The 18956-nt window shown below is 69.9% G+C and carries 14 protein-coding genes and 2 pseudogenes; 7 read left to right on the top strand and 9 right to left on the bottom strand.

What is annotated here, in order from left to right; translation table 11 throughout:
- Both ID132_RS00680 and ID132_RS00675 read left to right on the top strand, forming a co-directional pair.
- Nucleotides 1-493: pseudogene (locus ID132_RS00680) on the top strand (ornithine cyclodeaminase family protein); the annotation flags it as partial.
- Between the two features lie 6 nt (nt 494-499).
- Nucleotides 500-1054: an EVE domain-containing protein gene (locus tag ID132_RS00675; RefSeq protein WP_125106943.1), complete on the top strand. Its 555-nt coding sequence runs from the start codon at nt 500-502 to the stop codon at nt 1052-1054.
- On the opposite strand, the gene ID132_RS00670 is transcribed toward ID132_RS00675, so the two are convergent.
- Nucleotides 1051-1401, bottom strand: coding sequence for a hypothetical protein (locus tag ID132_RS00670; protein WP_211198170.1), 351 nt, complete (start codon nt 1399-1401; stop codon nt 1051-1053). The two genes, ID132_RS00675 and ID132_RS00670, sit on opposite strands and share 4 nt — an antisense overlap.
- 93 nt (nt 1402-1494) lie before the next feature.
- The gene (locus ID132_RS00665; protein WP_125106942.1) at nt 1495-2031 is read right to left on the bottom strand and encodes a DUF4916 domain-containing protein; all 537 of its coding nucleotides are present in this window, start codon (nt 2029-2031) and stop codon (nt 1495-1497) included.
- A gap of 113 nt (nt 2032-2144) precedes the next feature.
- Between ID132_RS00665 and ID132_RS00660 the strand changes: the two are divergent.
- A pseudogene (locus tag ID132_RS00660) lies at nt 2145-6780 on the top strand (ATP-dependent helicase).
- On the top strand, nt 6764-7561 hold the full coding sequence (locus ID132_RS00655) for a DNA-formamidopyrimidine glycosylase family protein (protein WP_125106940.1): 798 nt from the start codon (nt 6764-6766) through the stop codon (nt 7559-7561). Before ID132_RS00660 ends, ID132_RS00655 begins: the two are co-directional and overlap by 17 nt.
- Here ID132_RS00655 and ID132_RS00650 read toward each other — a convergent pair.
- Nucleotides 7549-8988 carry a phosphomannomutase/phosphoglucomutase gene (locus ID132_RS00650; RefSeq protein WP_193127600.1) on the bottom strand — a complete coding sequence of 480 codons (1440 nt, stop codon included), beginning with the start codon at nt 8986-8988 and terminating at the stop codon, nt 7549-7551. The genes ID132_RS00655 and ID132_RS00650 overlap by 13 nt on opposite strands.
- 139 nt (nt 8989-9127) lie before the next feature.
- Between ID132_RS00650 and ID132_RS00645 the strand changes: the two genes are divergently transcribed.
- Nucleotides 9128-9814, top strand: coding sequence for an NAD(P)H-binding protein (locus ID132_RS00645; RefSeq protein WP_193127599.1), 687 nt, complete (start codon nt 9128-9130; stop codon nt 9812-9814).
- Between the two features lie 66 nt (nt 9815-9880).
- Here ID132_RS00645 and ID132_RS00640 read toward each other — a convergent pair whose 3' ends face one another.
- Nucleotides 9881-10093, bottom strand: coding sequence for a DUF3499 family protein (locus tag ID132_RS00640; protein ID WP_125106937.1), 213 nt, complete (start codon nt 10091-10093; stop codon nt 9881-9883).
- A 48-nt stretch (nt 10094-10141) separates the two neighbouring features.
- On the opposite strand from ID132_RS00640, the gene ID132_RS00635 reads away from it, so the two are divergent.
- Nucleotides 10142-10600: a hypothetical protein gene (locus tag ID132_RS00635; RefSeq protein WP_193127598.1), complete on the top strand. Its 459-nt coding sequence runs from the start codon at nt 10142-10144 to the stop codon at nt 10598-10600.
- Here ID132_RS00635 and ID132_RS13250 read toward each other — a convergent pair.
- From ID132_RS13250 to ID132_RS00610, 5 genes are all read right to left on the bottom strand, one after another.
- Complete coding sequence (locus tag ID132_RS13250) at nt 10597-12309, bottom strand: DUF5719 family protein (RefSeq protein WP_193127597.1); 1713 nt, start codon at nt 12307-12309, stop codon at nt 10597-10599. The two genes, ID132_RS00635 and ID132_RS13250, sit on opposite strands and share 4 nt — an antisense overlap.
- Complete coding sequence (locus ID132_RS00625; RefSeq protein WP_193127596.1) at nt 12302-15295, bottom strand: glycosyltransferase family 2 protein; 2994 nt, start codon at nt 15293-15295, stop codon at nt 12302-12304. The genes ID132_RS13250 and ID132_RS00625 overlap by 8 nt, the downstream gene beginning before the upstream one ends.
- A 138-nt stretch (nt 15296-15433) precedes the next feature.
- Nucleotides 15434-15745, bottom strand: a complete 312-nt coding sequence (locus ID132_RS00620) for a WhiB family transcriptional regulator (protein ID WP_235988151.1) — start codon at nt 15743-15745, stop codon at nt 15434-15436.
- A 199-nt stretch (nt 15746-15944) separates the two neighbouring features.
- Complete coding sequence (locus ID132_RS00615; protein ID WP_211198169.1) at nt 15945-16691, bottom strand: cupin domain-containing protein; 747 nt, start codon at nt 16689-16691, stop codon at nt 15945-15947.
- A gap of 13 nt (nt 16692-16704) precedes the next feature.
- The gene (locus ID132_RS00610) at nt 16705-17196 is read right to left on the bottom strand and encodes a type I phosphomannose isomerase catalytic subunit (protein ID WP_459562413.1); all 492 of its coding nucleotides are present in this window, start codon (nt 17194-17196) and stop codon (nt 16705-16707) included.
- A 666-nt stretch (nt 17197-17862) separates the two neighbouring features.
- On the opposite strand from ID132_RS00610, the gene ID132_RS00605 reads away from it, so the two are divergent.
- A complete protein-coding gene (locus ID132_RS00605) occupies nt 17863-18780 on the top strand; it encodes an O-antigen ligase family protein (protein ID WP_328743230.1) in 918 nt (305 codons plus the stop codon).
- Nucleotides 18781-18956: the final 176 nt, after the last annotated feature.

Genomic DNA, 18956 nt, shown 5'->3' with positions numbered 1-18956 from the left:
CGTCGTCGCCGGCCGCAACGCTCGCAAGACCGAAATGTTCGCCGCCACCGCGGCCGAGCTCGGCTGGAACGCCCGCATCGGCCAGGCTATGCCGCCGCAGACGGCGATTCCGCAGGCCGACCTCATCATCACGGCTACCGGCTCAGGCGAGCCCCTCTTCGACGGCTCGCTCGTGCGCCCGGGCACCCTCGTGGTCGCGCTCGGCACACACAACAACGAGCGCAGCGAACTTGACACCGCCCTCATGGCACGCTCGAACGTCATCGTCGAAGACATAGACACGGCGGTCAACGAGTCGGGCGAGATCGCCCACGCGATCGCCGAGGGCGTGCTGCGCCGCGAGTCACTCATCCCCGTGCGCGACGTCGTGCGCGGCGAGGTGAGCATCGACCGCAGCAAGCCCACCGTGTACAAGACCGTGGGCATGCCGTGGCAAGACCTCGTCGTCGCCGGCGAGATCTACACGCGCATGCCGAGCACCGCGCTGCGCTAAGCCACCGTGGCGATTCGATACTGGCTGCTCGTCCACCCACTCGATCGCGCCCGCGAGCTCGTCGAAACGGGCGTCGCGCGCGTGACGTGGGGCAACGAGCAGCCAGTTTCATCATTTCGTGAGGCCGATGGCATCGTCATCTACTCGCCGCGCGAATACAACCCCGACGGCGAACCGCTGCGCGCCGCCGTCGCCGCGGGGCGAGTCACCGGCGAGGCTTACCAACTCGGCGGGCACGGCACGCCCCGCTGGGTCGCGCCGGTCGACTGGCTCCCGGGCGCACGCATCGCGCCCATCCGGCCACTGCGCGACATGCTCGAGCTCACGCGCGACACCAAGTTTTGGGGTGAGCAGCTGCGCGATGGCTGGGTCGAGCTCTCGCAGCGCGACTTCATGATTCTCGAGGATGCGGTGCGACCGGCCACGCCCGAACCGAGCGGTTTCGCGATCGACGCGCTCCGCGACGGCGCGAGCCGCACCGAGCATCCGAGCAGCGCGCCTGCCGCAGACACGCGAGCGCGCGCCGAGCAGGCGTGGCGCGACTGGGACGCGAACCGCTAGTAGCTGTGCGACGAGTAACTCGATGAGTTGTTCAGTTCGCTGAACACGGCGGTGAAGAACAGCCCGCCGGTCACCGCGGCAATGATGCCCAAGACAATCGCCAGCGCGATGCCGATACCGATCCAGATGAGGTAGGCACCGGCAAAGTTGCGCTTCGCGAGCGAGCGACCGTCGCCGGCCGCGAGCACGATCATGTAGATGAGGCCGACGAGAGGAATGCCCATCAGAAAGATGGTGAGCACCCAGTTGCCGACGCTGTCGGCACTATCCACCTGCTGAGCGGGCTGGTACCCGGCCGTCTGATACCCCTGCTGGTAGTAGGGCTGCTGGGGGTACTGCTGGCTCATGGTTCCTCCTGAGAGCGGATGCGGACACGGCGAACGTACATTCTGATGGTTGCCGGCGGGCAAAAGTTCCCGCTGCCGCGAACTCGGTGCTCGCTACCAAGCACCGAGGAAGCCGATGGCCTGACGCAGAATCGCGCCACGGCCACCCTCAAGCTCCTCGAGCAGGTCGGGGTCCTTCGCCTCGTCCGGCGTGACCCACGTGACCTCGAGCGCATCCTGACGCGGAATGCACTCGCCCGTCACCGGCACGATGTACTCGAGCGCGACCGCGTGCTGACGCTCGTCGTAGAGCTCAGTCACGGGCAGCGGCGAAAACTCGGCGACGGTAAATGGCTGCAGCGAGGGAGGCAGCTGTGGGAAGGCCATCGTGCCGAGGTCCTTCTCCAGGTGACGCAGCAACGCGCTGCGGATCGACTCGCCGTAGTGCACGCGGCCCGACACGAACGTGCGGGTGATAAGTCCCTCGGGGTTTGCGCGCAGCAGGAGGCCGATTGCCTCGACTTCGCCACGGCCGTCGAGCAGCACTGGAATCGCCTCGACATAGATGATCGGCGTGCGTCGGCGGATGAGCTCGAGATCGTCGTCGCTCAACCAGCCTGAAGACTCGGGGTCGGGGGTACTCACGTCCATGTGCTCATTGTGCCGCATTCCGCCACGAGTGCGGGGAGCTTGTCGGTGGGTGGTGGTTTGATCAAACGGTGAGCAGTTCGGATGCCCTGACCGGGTTCAGCGAGTCGACCACCATGTGGTTTCGTGGCGCGTTCGACGCGCCGACGCGCGCCCAGCGCGAGGCGTGGGGCGCCATCCGACACGGCCACCACACGCTCGTCGTCGCCCCGACCGGCTCGGGAAAGACGCTCGCAGCGTTCCTCTGGGCGATCGATCAACTCATCCAGGAGCGTGCGAGCGACGCGGGTCGGGGCACGCGCATCCTCTATATTTCGCCACTCAAGGCGCTCGGCGTCGACGTCGAGCGCAACCTCGCCGCGCCGCTCGTCGGCATCCGCCAAACTGCCACGCGCCTCGGTCACGAGGTGCCCGAGATCACGGTCGACGTGCGCTCGGGCGACACCACACCTTCCGAGCGCCGCGCGCAGGTGTCGAAGCCGCCCGACATCCTCATTACGACGCCCGAGTCGCTCTACCTGATGCTCACCTCAAGCGCGCGCAAGGCACTTCGGGGCGTGCGCACCGTCATCATCGATGAGGTGCACGCCGTTGCGGCGAGCAAGCGCGGTTCGCACCTCGCCCTCTCGCTCGAACGCCTGGATGCGCTGCTCGAGTCGCCGGCGCAGCGCATCGGCCTCTCGGCCACGGTGCGGCCGCTCGAGGCGGTCGCGCGTTTCCTCGGCGGGCAGGCGCCAGTCGAGATCGTCGCACCCGCGAGCGAAAAGGCATTCGACCTGCGAGTCGTCGTGCCCGTCGCCGATCTCAGCGACATTCCCGTCGCGGAGCCGCAAGACGAGCTAGTTTTCGGCGACGCGACCCAGGGCATCCGCGACCCCGATCCGCGACGTACCGGCACGGTTTGGCCGCACATCGAGTCGGCGATCGTTGACCGCGTACTCGAGCATCGCTCAACGATCGTGTTCGTGAACTCACGCGGGCTTGCCGAGCGGCTCACGGCCCGCCTCAACGAAGAGTACGAGCGGCGGCTCGCCACGGCCGAACCGCCAGGCACCGAACCCGCGCCCGCAACCCGCACGCTCGGGGCCCAGCTCATGGGCGGCTCGGGGGCGTTCGACGGCGCGAGCGCCGACCTCGCCCGGGCACACCACGGTTCGGTGTCGAAAGAGCAGCGTGCGCAGGTTGAAGATGCCCTGAAATCGGGCGTCCTGCGCTGCGTCGTCGCCACCTCGAGCCTCGAGCTCGGCATCGACATGGGCGACGTCGACCTTGTCATCCAGGTCGAATCCCCGCCGAGCGTCGCGAGTGGGCTGCAGCGCGTCGGCCGGGCAGGCCACCAGGTCGGCGAGGTGTCGCGGGCTCGGCTGTACCCAAAGCACCGGGCGGATGTGCTCCACACCGCCGTCGCGACCTCGCGCATGCTCGACGGCAACATCGAGCGCATGACCACCATCGACCAGCCGCTCGATGTGCTCGCGCAGCACACTGTGTCGGCGGCCGCGCTCGACCGCTGGAAAGTGCAGGAGTGGCTCGCGCTCGTGCGGCGCAGCGCTCCGTTCGCGCAGCTCAGCTCGGCGCTGCTCGAGTNCGGTGCTCGACCTGCTCGCCGGCAAGTACCCGTCCGACGAGTTCGCGACCCTGCGGCCCCGCCTCGTGTGGGACCGTGACGCCGACTGGTTCGAGGGTCGCCCGGGCGCACAACGCCTCGCCGTCGTTTCTGGCGGCACGATTCCCGACCGCGGCATGTTCGGGGTGTTCATGCTCGACGGCACTGATGGCGGCGGCAAGCGCGTCGGCGAGCTCGACGAAGAGATGGTCTACGAATCGCGCGTGGGCGACGTCATCGCGCTCGGCGCGACGTCGTGGCGCATCCGCGAAATTGGCCCCGACCGCGTGCTCGTCGTGCCGGCCTTCGGCGAGCCCGGACGGCTGCCGTTCTGGAAGGGCGACGGCATCGGCCGCCCCGCCGAGCTTGGCGCCGCGATCGGTGCCATCGTGCGCGAGATCGCCGCGAACGATGCTCGCCTGCCCGACGGCCTCGCCCGGGTGTGCGACGACTTCGCGCAGGCGAACATCACGGCGTACGTGCGCGAGCAACTCGAGGTGACCGGCCAGGTGCCGACCGACCGCCAGCTCATCATCGAGCGTGTGCGCGACGAGCTCGGCGACTGGCGCATCATCCTCCACTCCCCCTACGGCCGCCCCGTGCACGCCCCGTGGGCGCTCATGGTGACCGCTCGCGTGCGCGAGCGGTTCGGCATGGAGGCAAGCGCGATGGCCCTCGACGACGGCATCATCGTGCGCATCCCCGACGTCGACGACGAACCGCCCGGGGCCGAGCTGTTCGCCTTCGAGCGTGACGAGGTCGAGACGACCATCACCCGCGAGGTCGGGGCGTCGGCGCTGTTCGCGGCGCGCTTCCGCGAGAACGCGGCCCGCGCGCTCCTGCTGCCCCGGCTGCATCCCGGCAAGCGGGCGCCCCTATGGCAGCAGCGGCTGCGCGCGGCCCAGCTGCTCGAGGTCGCCCGCAAGTACCCCGAGTTCCCGATGATTCTCGAGACCGTGCGCGAGGTGCTCCACGACGTCTACGACCTCGACTCGCTCACTGAGCTGTTCGCGAAGCTTGCGACACGTGAGGTGCGGCTCGCCGAGGTGACGACCGAGTCGCCCTCTCCCTTCGCACAGTCGCTGCTGTTCGGCTACGTCGGCGAGTTCATGTACGAGGGCGACCAGCCGCTCGCCGAGCGCCGTGCGGCCGCTCTGCAGCTCGACACGAACCTGCTCGCCGACCTCCTCGGCGCGAGCTCGCTGCGCGAACTGCTCGACCTCGATGCGATCCACGACGTCGAGGCGCAGCTGCAGTGGCTCGAACCGTCGCGCCGGACGCGCGATGCCGAAGGCTTCGCCGACCTGCTGCGCGTGGTTGGCCCGCTCACCCTCGACGAGCTGTGCCGCCGCGTGCGCCACCCCGACGCCGACCCGCACGACGAGGCGACCGAACTGGCCGATGCTCCGCCCGAGTTCGTCAAGTCGCTCGCCGATCAGCTCGTGGTCGCGAAGCGCGCGCTCTGGTTGCGCGTGCAGGGCGCCGAACGCCTCACCGGTGTCGAGGATGCCGCGCGCCTGCGCGACGCGCTCGGTGTGCCGCTGCCCATCGGCGTGCCGACGGCGATGCTCGAGCCCGTCGCCGACCCGCTCGGCGATCTCGTGCGCCGTTACGCGCGCACCCACGCCCCCTTCCGCGCCGAGCAACTCACGGCCGAGTTCGGTCTCGGCCAGGCGGTGGTCGCTGACGTGCTGCGGCGTCTCGAGATCGCCGGCACCGTGCAGCGAGGAGAATTCACGCCCGGTGTCGAAGGCGTCGAGTGGGTCGACGCGGGTGTGCTGCGGCGCATCCGCTCGCGCACCCTCGCGAAGCTGCGCAGCGAGATCGAGCCTGTTACCCAGCAGTCGCTCGCGGCGTTCCTACCCGAGTGGCAGCACGTCGGCGACGAGCTGCACGGCATCGACGGCGTCGTCACCGTGATCGACCAGCTGCAGGGTGTGCCGATCCCCGCATCCGCCTGGGAGTCGCTCGTGCTGCCCGCCCGCGTGCGCGACTACTCGCCCGCCATGCTCGACGAGTTGCTCGGCGGCGGCGAGGTGCTCTGGCTCGGCCACGGCGCGATCGGCGGTGCCGACGGCTGGGTGAGCCTGCACCTGCGCGACACGGCTGCGTTCACGCTGCCCGAGACACCCGCCGAGCGCGAGGCTCCGGGCCCGCTCGCGGCCCGCTGCGCCGAAGTGCTCGAGCAAGGCGGCGCGATGTTCGCGACCGAGCTCATCCGTCGACTCGAACAGCTCGAGCCCGACGCCGCGCCGCCGCGCATCGATGCCGTCATCGACGCACTCTGGGAGCTCACGTGGCTCGGCATCGCCGCGAACGACGCGCTCACGCCCCTGCGAGCGCTGCTCTCGGGCAATGCGGGCAGCAAGTCGACCTCAGCGCATCGCACGGCGGCAAGACCGGCACGCGGCCGGCTCTGGCGCGGCCACGCCGCCGCGACCGCCGGCCCGGGCACGCCGCCGCAGGGCACGGGGCGCTGGTCGATCGCACCGACGAGCGACGAGGGCACGACGACGCGGGCGCAGGCCCTCGGCGACCTCCTGCTCGACCGCTACGGCGTCGTCACGCGCGGCTCAGTCGAGGCGAGCGGCGTCGTCGGCGGCTTCGCCCTCGTCTACCGCGTGCTCGCCCGCTTCGAAGAGTCGGGCCACGCCCGACGCGGCTACTTCGTCGAGCAGCTCGGCGCCTCGCAGTTCGCGGCCGCGGGCGCCATCGACCGGCTCCGCGCCGTGCAGCAGCGCCTCGAGACCGACCGCGAACCGCACCTGCTCACGCTCGCGGCGACCGACCCCGCGAACGCCTACGGCGCGGCGGTCGCGTGGCCTGAGCACGCATCAACCCACCGCCCCGGCCGCAAGGCCGGCGGGCTCGTGACCCTCGCCGACGGCGCGCTCGTGCTCTACGTCGAGCGCGGCGGCAAGACCATGCTCACGTTCAGCGACGACGACACTGTGCTGCGGCAGGCGGCCTACAGCCTCAGCGACACGGTGCGGCGCGCGCGCATCCCGGGCCTCGTCATCGAACGCGTCAACGGCGCGTCAGTGTTCGAGCACGGCATTTCAACGTGGCTCCAGGAGGCCGGCTTTGTCACGACGCCGCGCGGACTGCGGCTGAAACCAGAGTCGGGTTATGCCGGAAGGCGATAGCGCCTACCGCGCCGCCCACCACCTCGCGCAGTCGCTCGCGGGGCGCGAGGTGACGGAGTTCTCGCTGCGCGTGCCGGCGCACGCGACGGCAGATCTGCGGGGCGAGCGCATCCGCGGGGCCGACGCGCGCGGCAAGCACGTGCTGCTGCGTGTCGGCGAGTACACGGTGCACTCGCACTTCGGCATGGACGGCAGCTGGCGGCTCGTGCGCCCAGGCGAGTCCGGTCGCACCTCGTGGCCGGCACGGCATCGGCTCCGCGCGGTGATCGGTACGGATGCCGTGGTCGCGCTCGGCATCGACCTCGCGAAGCTCACGCTCTGGCGCACGCGCGACGAAGCCGACAAGCTCGGCTGGCTCGGCCCCGACCTGCTCGCCGAGGCGCCCGACCTCGCGGAGGCGGCCCGGCGCATCCGCGCCGAGCCAGCGCGGCCGCTTACGGCCGCGCTGCTCGACCAGGGCAACGTCGCGGGCCTCGGCAACGAGTATGTCACCGAACTGCTGTTTCTGCGGGCGATCCGCCCCGACCGGCACGTGGGCGACACCGCAGACCTCGACGCTCTGCTCGCGCACGCCCGCGACCTCATGCTCGAGAACCGCGACCGCGTCGAGCGCACCTTCACCGGCGACCCACGACCCGGCCAGCGCAGCTACGTGTTTGGCCGGGCGGGTCGAGCGTGCCGCCGCTGCGGCACCATCATTCTCGAAGGCACGCACGCCTCGGGGCAGCGCGACGGCGGCACGCGGAGAGCGGCTTGGTGCCCGAGGTGTCAGGCCTTCTGACGAATGTGCCCGAGGAACTCGTCGCGCACATGCGCCATGAGTTCGGGCGTCGAGGCCTCGACGTTGAGCCGCAGCAGGGGCTCGGTGTTCGAGGCGCGCACGTTCGCCCACCACCACTCACCGCTGCCGCGATCACTGATGGTGAGACCGTCGAGCTCGTCGAGCTCGATGCCTTCGAACTCGGTGCGGAGCCGCTCGAGCACGGCGGCCGCATCGGCGACCGTCGAGTTGATCTCGCCCGACGCGAAGTACGGCGTGTGCTCGGCCGCGAGAGCGGAGACCGGGCGGCCGGATGCGCCCACTTCGGCGAGCACGTGCAGCGCGGCGAGCATGCCGTTGTCGGCACCCCAGAAGTCGCGGAAGTAGTAGTGCGCCGAGTGCTCGCCGCCGAAGATCGCGCCGGTGCGCGCCATTTCGGCCTTGATGAGCGAGTGGCCGACGCGGGTGCGCACGGGCTCGCCACCGAGCTCGCGCACGATCTCCTCGACGTGGCGCGATGTGAGCAGGTTGTGAATGACCGTCGGCTGCGCCTCCCCCGCGGCGTTCGCGCGGGCGATCTCGCGCGCGGCGACGATCGCGCACACCGCCGACGGCGACACGGGCTCGCCTTGCTCGTCGACGACGAAGCACCGATCGGCGTCGCCGTCGAAGGCGAGACCAAGGTCGGCACCCTCGGCAATGACGCGCGCTTGCAGGTCGACGAGGTTCTTGGGGTCGAGGGGATTCGCCTCGTGGTTCGGGAAGTTGCCGTCGAGCTCGAAGTACATCGGCACAATCTCGGGGGGCAGCGCGGGTAGGCCGGCGGCCTCCTGCAGCACTGCGGGAACGGTGTAGCCGCCCATGCCGTTGCCCGCGTCGATGACGAGTTTGAGCGGGCGGATGCCCGAGAGGTCGACGAGCGAGCGCAGGTGCCGCGCGTAGTCAGCCAGAACATCCACGCGCTGCGGTTCGTGCGTGTGCTCGACCTCGGGGATGCCCGCGTCGAGGTAGGCGGCCGCGCGGTCGCGGACCGCGCCGAGCCCGGAATCGAGTGAGATGCCCTTTGCGCCCGCGGCCGAGATCTTGATGCCGTTGTAGGCGGCCGGGTTGTGTGAGGCCGTGAACATCGCCGCGGCGGCGTTCCGCTGGCCCGAGGCGAAGTAGTCCATGTCGGTCGAGCACAGGCCGAGGTGGATGACGCGGGCGCCGCGGGCGGTCGCGCCGCGGGCAAAGGCCTCCGCGAACTCCGGGCTGGATTCGCGCATGTCGTGCCCGATGACGAGCTCGAGGTCTGCGAGCCCGAGCTCATCGACAGTGGCGGCGCCGAGCGCGGTGACGAGCGGTGCGGTGAGGGTGTCACCGACGAGACCGCGGATGTCGTAGTTCTTGACGACCTGGGTCAGGTCACCGCGAAGCTCAGGTTCGATAGCCGAAATCGCAGTATGCATAGGCGCAAATGTAGTCGCTCGGCGGCGAGAGCCCGCCCAGCCTCGCCCGTAAGTGCCCCGGAATACTGCTCGGGAGGGATGCGTTACATACGCCTGCAGGGCGCAATCTTGCGCCATTTCGACGCATGAGGAGGACCTTTTGACTTCCAACAACCGCATCGTCATTCTCGGTGGACACGGCAAGGTCGCGCTGCTCGCGGCGCCCAAGCTCGCCGCGGCGGGCTTCGCCGTCGACGCCGTGATCCGTAATCCCGAGCACGCGGCCGACGTCGAGGCCGCGGGCGCGACCCCGCGCATCCTCGACATCGAGACCGCCTCGGTCGACGAACTCGCCGCGCTGTTCGCTGGCGCGCAGGCCGTCGTATTCTCGGCGGGCGCCGGCGGCGGCAGCCCCGAGCGCACCCATCGGGTCGATTTCGTCGCCGCAACCCGGTCGATTGATGCAGCCAAGCAGGCCGGCGTTGACCGCTACGTGATGGTGTCGTACGCCCGTGCCGACATCGACATCGACGCGATTCCCGAGAGCAACAGCTTTTACGCGTACGCCAAGGCAAAGCACGACGCCGACGCGTACCTGCGCGCATCCGAACTCAACTACACGATTCTCGGCCCGGGCCTGCTCACGCTTGAGCCCGCGACCGGCAAGGTGCTCATCGCCGACGCCGACGGCGAGGGAGTCGACGCCCCGCTCGACGACGACGCGAAGGTGACCTCGCGCGACAACGTCGCGGCCGTCATCGCGCACGTCGTGGCGACCGGCGCCGCCTCGCGCACGAAGGTGAACTTCTACGACGGCGAGACCCCAATCGCCGACGCGATCCGCTAGGGCTCATCCCCCGACAGNGAAAACTGGGATGTCGGGGACCCTTTGCGTCGCGGGGCGCGAGGACGGCTAGTCGATGCGACCGATCGGCACGGGCTTGATAAGGGTCCACCCCTCGGGCACCGATGTGCGGCCCGCGTGCAGCGGGCAGAGGTCGTAGGCGTGCGGCTCGGCCCGGAACGCGAGCGGCCCGATCGCGGCCATCTGATCGCGGTAGTCGAAGGTGAGCGTGTATGCGGCACGCCGCGAACACCCAACTCGGCTACAGGGACGGGATCGCATACCGCCATGCTAGTCCGCCGCTCACCTCGCCGGGGTAGGCTGGCGGCTATGCCTAGGTCTTCGAAGCGTCGGCTCTCTGATGCACGCCGCAGCCGGGGATCCCGTAGCCGCCACGGTCGCAACCTGCGCTCCAGCGCGGCCGGGCCGTGGCTGCCGCAGCTGACGGGCCGCGTGCCGCGTTTTCACCTCATCGTCGCCGAGACGCTCGGCTTCTTGCGCTCAATGGCGCCCGAGCAACTCGCCGAGGTGAAGGTCTTCACGGCCCCGATGCCGCCGGATGATCAGCACCGCGACGGCATGGACCGCTGGCAGATCCGCCCGCCGAACGACGTGATTCTCTACCGAGTGCCGCTCGAGCGCCTGGCCAAGCTCTCGCTTTCAGACCCGCGCGATCAGATCCGCTATCGCGAGTACATCGAGCGCGCCGTGATCTCGGCCGTCAACGAACTGCTCGACGGCGGGCTCGGCGGCATCATTAACGATGACCTACTCGACCCCCCGCGCTAGCGCGTGACCTGAATCGGCTCGGCGTCGGCGTTGCCCGGCTGCACCGGGAAGCTCGCGATGCGCCCGCCGGCGGCGTAGCTCACGGCGGCGTAGAGGCCGTCGGCGTCCACCAGCTCGATCTCACCGGCGGCATCCACTCGGTGCGTCGCGTTCGGCTCGAGCGTGACCTCGTCGCCATCGATCGTGACGGTGCGCGCCTCATCCGTGAAGTTCGTCAGTGAAAGCGTCGCGCTCGGCCCGCTCGGCACGGCGACCATGACGTCATCGCTCAGCGTCGGCGACGAGGGCAGCCAGCCAAACTCGTCGGCCTCCATCGGCGCGACCCGGCCCGAGATCGTGACGGGCTGATCGGCGTCGACCCGCACCGAGTAGTTACCGCTCGCAAGCGACGTGATCGGGTAGTCGATGACCACATTCGGCTGCAGCTCGAGGTCGATCTGCGCGGTCTGCGACCCGTCTTCACCGTAGAGCTCGAGGCTCGCGCTCGTGACCGAGTCGTTCGGGTTCGCGAGGCGCACCATGGTGCCGATGGTCGTTGACGCAGTCTCGTCGTCCTCGGCCCGCTCGTACACGTAGAGGCCCGGCAGCACCTGCTCGGTCGACGGCAGTGCCGAGGGCCCGACAATGTCGCTGCCCACGGGGTCGAGGGTGCTCGTGATGGTCTCGTGGAGGAAGCTCGCGACCTCGGCGCCGGTCGACGTGACCTGAATGGCGAGGGATGCGGCGTCGGGAGCAATGCCCGCGAGCGAAATCTCCTGCCGCTCGCCGGGCGCAATGACGGTCTCTGGAATCGAGGGCGACACCGGGCCGGACTCGTCGTACGTGTTGAAGTTGACGCGGGCCTCGACGTTGCCGGGGTTCACGACGTCGATGACGAGTGTGTGCCCCACCGTCGTGTCGCCGGCGAGCAGCCACTGCGACGACGTCGGCTGCATGCACGCTGTCGCCGAGAAGCCGCTCGCGTTGCCGCCCGTGGCAATCACTGTCTGCGCCGCGGTGAGCTGGGTGATCTCGCCGTCGGCCATGCCGGGCAGCGCCAGCACGCTCGGTCCCGAGCCCTGGCCCGTGCCACCGAGCTCGGTCGTTTCGGGGTCGCCGCCGGTGGCCGCGCTCGCTACGGTGGGCGAGCCCACCGCGGTGATCTCGGACGCATCCGACGAGACGCCGAGCTGCTGCAGCGGGCCGGGGCACACGCGCAGCTGCTCGCCAGGCTCGGGCGTCACTGATACCGGCACGGCCTCGGCCTGGAACTGCGGCAGGGGCATCCAGCCGAGGGCCCAGACGCTCGCTGCGACGATCGCGAGTGCCGCAACGGTGCCACCGGTGCGGGCGGCCGTTGAGGCGGCGCCGCGTCGGCGGTGCTCCTGGGCGCGCGAGCGGCCGGATGCACGCGTGCGGCCGCGGCGCGGGCGCGGCTTGGGCAGGGTGCTGGGTTCGGGGGCGGTGGATTCGGCCTCAGCCTCGTCTTCCGCGAGCTCCTCAGCCTCAGGCTCGTGCTCCGGCTCGGGCTCGTCATCAAGCACCGCAACGCCGCTACCGGGCTTGACCTCAGGCGCGGGGGCTGCGCCACCCAAGTACGCGGGCACACCCGTCAGTTCATCGAGGCGCAGGGACTCGTCCTCGTCGGGCAGGGCCGGGGCCGCGACGAGCTCCGGGTCGATGCCGAAGTCGCGGTAGGAGTCAGCGGGGCGGGGCGAGCGGTCAGCCACGGATGTCTCCCTCGGGGTCGATGTGGTCGCCGGTGGGCTGGTCGGCGTAGACGTGCACTGTCTCTTGCGACACGGCACCGAACTCGGCGAACTTCTCGCGCCCGCGGTCGAGGTCTTCCCAATGCCTGCGACCGAGCGCTCGGCTCGCACGCACGCGCGACTCGAGACCGCCGGTGGGCAGGGCGAGCAGGATCACGAACAGCAGCACCGCGAGCTGCACGATGAGCATGCTGCGACCGAGTTGGTGTTGCCAGTTCGTCGTCTCGAGTGCGCCGGCGAGGTCGGGGTCAGTGGGCGTCTCGGCGGCGTTGACCACCTGGAAGAGCGTGCCGTATTCGGCGGTCTGGCCGGCCGACGAGAGCGCCTCGTTGGTCGACATCGCGGTCACGAGGCGCTGCTCGATGGCGCCGCCGCCCGAGGGCGCGTTCTCAACGAGCACGAAGCCGATGCCGAGCTCGTGCAGTTGGGCGGTGGGGTTGGATGCGCCAGCAGAGAGGAACCCGACGGCGATGTTCGCGAGCTGCTCGTCGGCCGGCGTTGGAATCAGGTTCGTCGTCTCGAGCGTCGAGAACTGGTTGAGCTTTTGCCCGGCGCCGCGAATGAGCTCGACCCGCAGGGTGTCGCTGCTCGCCGGGGTGATCACGAGGGTGCCGAGCTGTTCGGCGGCGCGGCCCTGCGCATCCACGAGGGCGGGCAGCGTGCGGCCGTCGGAGGCCGCGACCGGTGACGTGCCGGTGAGCTGGCTCGGCGCGACGGGCACGATCAGGGCGACAACTGCGAGTAGCGCGACCGCGGTGACCGGTACCCGGAAGCCACGAATCGCGACAGCGCCCGCGCAAGCAGCGACGAGCAGCCCGAGGAAGCCGAACGACTGCGCCGGGCCGATCCACAGCGGCACCGCGACGCCACCAGTGGTGGCGAACGCGAAGCCGCCCGCAAGGCCGGCCGTCACGTAGCCGAGCGCGGCGGTGCCGAGGCCCACGAGCGCGACTCGCCAGCTGCGGGTGAAGATGCCGATGAGCGCGAGAAGCGCGATCGGCACCTGCAGCAGGGCGAGCACAATCCAAGGGTCCCAGGTGATACCGAGCGACTGGAGCAGCTGCGCCCAGCCGTGCGCCGACTGCTCAGCGAACAGGGTCGCGGCGTGCCAACCGCGCGCGGGCTCCGCGACAACGGGCATGCCGGGGTCGGCAAACATCGAGAACGGCCGGCCGCGGTTGAGCTGCGTGATCAACAGCGGGAGGAACATGACGACCGTCGGCACCGGCGTGAGCGCGAGCCGCACCCAGCCGCGGCCCGCGATGAACACCGAGAGCAGCCAGGTGACGGTGAGTGCCGGAATCAAGCTGGGCGAGCTCGCNGCGACGACGAGCGCGAGCAGCGAGCACACCGCGGCGGCCGCCCACGACCGCGCCCCGGCGATGCAGGTGAAGAACAGCCAGGGCAGCGCGAGGTGCACGAGCACACCCGTGACGCGCCCCTCGGCGAGCGCGACGTGCAGCGGCGGCGCGGCCATCCAGACCAGGCCGAAGAACGCGCGAATCCAGGGGCTGCGCGTGAACCGGGCGGCGAGGAACCAGCCGCCGACCGCCGCGACGGGCAGCGCGAGCAGCCAGAGCAGCACGATGATGAAGCTCGGGTTCCAGAACGTCAACGAGCCGAACACCGCGAGCACAAGGTTGAAGGGGTCGGCTACGCCGATGCCGCCGCCCGTGTCACGCAGGCCGTAGCCGGTCGTGCCCCAGAGCTCGCCGATGCTGCCCGACAGCGGCAACAGCGCGCCGCCCGCCAGCGAGCCCGCTCCGATGAGCGGGAAGAACAACGCGACGGCAGCGATGAGCGCGATGATGAGCACCCAGCCACCGCCGCCGGTGATGAAGTTGAAGCGATCGCGGCCATGTTGCGAGGCCGCGAGGTACTCGTCGCGCCGGTTCGCGCGCATCTTGCGCCACTCGGTGGGCGAGATGAGCAGCCGATCGACGGTGTTGAACGGCTGCTGCGTGGTGCGGTGGAACTGCCGCCGCGACGAAGGCACACCGGTCTGTAGGAAGAACACGGTGAGCGCGGCGCGCAGGTCAGGCAGGATGCGCCCGGGATTCTTGCGCAGCAGGTGCAGCAGGGTGCGCACGAGCGCTGCGGGCAGCAGCATCAGCCAGTTGAAGAAGAACTCGACGCGGCCGGCCCAGACGAGCTGGCGGTGCAGCTGCGCGGTGCGGCGGATGCGGTACCGCTGCAGGCCGCGGGTGCGCTGGCCGTAGCGGGCCGTGCCCGAGGCATCCTCGGCAAGCGATTCGACCCGGGCGCGCGGGCTCAGCAGCACGCGTCCGCCCGAGAGCCAGGTGCGAACCGAGAAGTCGAGGCCGTCGTCGACCGCGTCGAGGCCGCGGTCGAAGCCGTCGAGGCGGTCCCAGGTGTTGCGGCGCACGAGCATGCCGCCGGCGCCAACGCCGAGCACGTCGCTGAGGTGTTCGAACTGTCCCTGGTCGAGGGAGTCCTGGTGCAGGCGTACCGAGACGCCGGTGTGCGTCACAGACTCGCCGTACTCGACGATGACGGCGGGGTCGTCGGTACGCACGACCTTCGGACCGGTCACCTCGAGCGAGGGGTTGCGTTCGGTTGTATCGAGGAGTTCCTCGAGCGCATCCGGGTCGGGTGCGTTGTCGGCCGCGAGCAACCAAATCCAGTCGTTCGGCGTCTCGCCCTCGGTGCCAAACTCTTCGATGCGGGCGGCGTCGCCCTCGTCGATCTCGGCGAGCTGCGCGACCGCGGCGCGCACGGCCTCGCCGAAGGAGGTGCGCTCGGGCAGGGTGACAAGGACGTCGGGCGACGCTGCCCGCAGGACTTCCTCGGTGGCATCTCGCGACTCAAGGCTGACGAAGATACGTCGCTCGGGCGCTCGCGTCTGTGCCTCGAGCGCGGGCAGGGTTCGAGCGAGCGCCTCGGCGGCGTTTTGCGCCACGACGATGGCCGTTACTCTTGGTCGCATTTGTCGAATGCTAGGTCGCAGGGCCCCGGCCGCGGGGATTCATCTCGGCAAGCCAAAATTTCGCTCCCCCCTCCCGGCCGGCGTGACGGAAGCATCCGGCCGGGCGTGGGTGGTGCCGGGCTGCTTCCGCGGGCCTTGCTAGGCCTGCTTGCGCAGCTTCCGGCGTTCGCGCTCCGAGAGCCCGCCCCAGATGCCGAAGCGCTCGTCGCGCTCGAGGGCGTACTCGAGGCACAGTGCGCGCACATCGCAGGACTGGCAGATCATCTTGGCGTCGCGAGTCGAGCCTCCCTTTTCGGGGAAGAACGCCTCCGGGTCGGTCTGCGCACACAGCGCGTCCGCCTGCCAGGCAAGCGGATTGTCGTCGCCGATCTGGTTGCCGGTGCCGGGTACCCCCAGCTCGAGCGGATCGACGTACCAGTTCTCAGGAACTGGACGGATCATCTTTGCCATATCACGTCTCCCACGCTTTTCCTCGAGCGACTTGCCCGAGCCACCGCACTAATTACATCGTTGTCATTCGGTGCGCGTCAAGTGGGAGAGCCGGAAACCCTAATGCAACACTTGAGACATTCGCGCAACGACGGCGACGGCGTGTCGCGCGCCCTCCCAACGATCTCCCGGCATTTACCCGGCGAAGATCAATACCTGATCAGGCGGGCATCTCCTGAGAATCCCCCGCATGCGGGTTCATCGTGGCGACGAGCAGGTTGCCACGGCCGCGCACGTGCACCGAGCCCTCGTCGGGCGTGATGAACACCGCGTCGCCGCGGCCGAGGGTCTTCGCGGTGCCCGAGGCCCCGCCCTCGAGCTGCACGGTGCCGGCGACGCACACGGCGATGCCGGGGCCGACACACTCGAGGCGGTCGTCGAGGTGCTCGGCGGCGGCGCGTTGCAGCATGAAGTCGGGTTCCTGCGGCACGAAGGCCGCCACGTTGCCGTGCACGACCGGCGCGAGCAGCGGCGCATCCTCGGGCGCGACCGTGAGGATGCGCATGAGCTCGTCGACGTCGATGTGCTTGACGGTGAGCCCGCCGCGCAGCACGTTGTCGCTCGAGGCCATGACCTCGATGCCGAGGCCCTCGAGGTAGGCGTGGAGCACGCCGGCGCGCACGTAGAGCGCCTCGCCGCGGTGCAGCACGACGTGGTTCATGAGCAGCGCGATGAGCGCGCTGGCATCGCCCGGGAAGGCCTCGCGGATGCGGCGGAGATTGTGCCGCTCGACGGCGAATGCCTCGCCCTCGGCCGCGACCCAGGCATCGAGCGCCGCCGACGCGGGCGTCGCCGCCGCGTCGGTGAGGATCCAGGTGAGCAGCTCGCGCATGGCCGCCTCGTCGTCCGCCGCGCCGACGAGCCGCACGAACGGCGCAAAGTCGACCTCGGCCGGGGTGCCGACCACCGCCGACTCGACGTCAGCGNACGAGCTCGCGCACCGCATCCACAGCACGGAAGCCCGCGAGCGCCGACATCGTCTCGCTGAGCGCGACGAGCAGTTCGGGCTTGTGCAGGCGGTCGCGGTAGTTGCGCTCGGGCGCATCGACCGCGACTCCGGCCGCATCCTCGGCGTCGTAGCCGGCGCTCGCCTCGGCAAGCGTCGGGTGCACCTGCAGCGAGAGCGGCTGCGCCGCCGCGAGCACCTTGAGCAGGAACGGCAGCTGTGGTTCGCCCGGATGCACCCGGGCGGCCCGGGCACCGAGCGCCGCGTCGGGCGCGTCGGCGATCCAGTCGCGCAGCGTGGCCGCACCGTCGGCAAGCTCGGGGTCGGGAATCCTCGACGGCGAGGCGGGATGCGCGCCGAACCAGAGCTCCGCCTGCAGCGGTGAATTGAGCTCGGGTTCGTCGAGCACACCGCCCGTTCCGAGCAGGTCGCTGATGGCTCCACGGGAGCCCCAGGCGTAGCGCATTGGCGTGTTTTTCAGCGGCACAAACATCACCTGTGAGGGTAACCCTTCTCGGTGAGCAACGGGCCAGTGTGGGCCTGCGTGCGAGAATTGGGCGCATGACTGCGTCCCCGAACTCTGCCGGCGCTCCCGGTACGGGGGCGAAACTGCTTGACCGGCTGCGGTTGCCCGACGGCCAGCCATACTCGAAGGCGATGCTGCTCACGTTCGCGGCGCTCGTCGTCGCGTTCAGCGGCGACACCTTCCGCTACACGATCGGCTGGACCGGCTACGGCGCCATCGTCGGCCTGCTCGTGGCCCTCTCGATTGTGCTGCTCGTGCGCCGCAAGCCGCAGCTGCGGCTGCGGCACCTGCCGCTCATGCTCCTTTTATTTACGGCGTGGTGCCTCCTCTCGGTGATCTGGTCGGGCTACCGCATCGAGACACTCGCCGGCTCGGCGGTGCAGCTCGCGACGGCGTTTGTCGCGCTCGTCACCGCCGTTTCACTCACGCGCATGCAGTTCCTGCGCACCCTCGGCACCGCGATGCGCTGGCTCGTGTTCGGTTCGCTCGCCTTCGAGCTCTTCGCCGCGATCGCGATGCCCGCGGGCGTGCTGCCGCCGACCTACCTCCGCCCAGGCGTGCTCCAGTCACTGCTCAGCACCGACCGCATCCCCGACCCGCTGCCGGGTGGGTTTTACTGGACCCACTCCGAACTCTTCGACGGCGGCCCGCTGCAGGGCCTCATGGGCAATCGGAATCTGCTCGCGATCGTCGCCCTCATCGCCCTCATCGTCACCATCGTCGAGTTGCTCGACCGCATGGTGTCGCGCTGNGTACGCGCTCGTCGCGAGCGCCGCATCCGTCGCCGCGATCTTGCTCACCGACTCGGCCACGGCCTACGTCGCCGGCGCGTTCGTGCTGCTCGGCGCAGCGCTCGTGCTCATCAGCCGGCGCATCCATCGTCAGTTGCGCTGGGTGCTCTACAGCGTCGTCGGCGCCTGCCTCGTCGCGGGCGGCATCCTCGTCGTCGTGTTCAATAACGAGGTCTTCGCGCTCATGAACCGCAGCTCCGACATGTCGGGCCGCGGCTCGATCTGGCGCGCCGTGATCGCGCTCGGCTCGGAGTCGCCGATGCTCGGCCACGGCTGGATCAGCTACTGGGCGCCGTGGCTTCCGGAGTTCCACAGCCTCGCAGTCGTCGAGGGCATGCCGTATCACCAGGCGCACAACGCATTCCTCGACGTTTGGATGCAGGTGGGCGTCATCGGCCTGCTGCTATTCATCGGCCTCGTGTTCAGCACGCTCATTCGCACCTGGTGGATCTCGATCGACGTGCCCGATGCCCCGCGCATCCCGCCGGTGCGCCCCGGCGGCCGCGCGCACGTGTCGGCGGCGACGGCGGCGCCGTTCCTGATCATGGTCGCGCTCGTCGTGCAGGCGATGACCGAGTCGCGCCTGCTCGTCGAGGGCGCCTGGCTGCTGCTGTGTTACTTCGCGATCTACGCGAAGCTGCGCATCCAGGACCCGGCCATGCTCCCCCGCCGCACCGTCAGCACGAAGACGGGCCCGGTGCGCGTCGTGCTCGACACCAAGGTCGGCGGCTAGCGCTCGCGGCGCCCCTTGCTCGTGGGCGCACGAGGGCACCCGGCGCCACGAGCAAAGTGCGCGTCACGCGCCCCGTCCGTAGCATGGGTGTCGAGAATCCGCCCTTTGAATCGTTGAAATGGCGCGCGCAAGGGCGGGTTCCCGACACCCATACCAGTGGCGGGCTGGATGCGCGC

Origin of the sequence: Gulosibacter sediminis (genome assembly GCF_014904065.1) — a bacterium.
Lineage (GTDB): Bacteria > Actinomycetota > Actinomycetes > Actinomycetales > Microbacteriaceae > Gulosibacter > Gulosibacter sediminis.
Note: the sequence above shows the minus strand (reverse complement) of the source record. Positions and strands in the feature narration are given on the sequence as shown.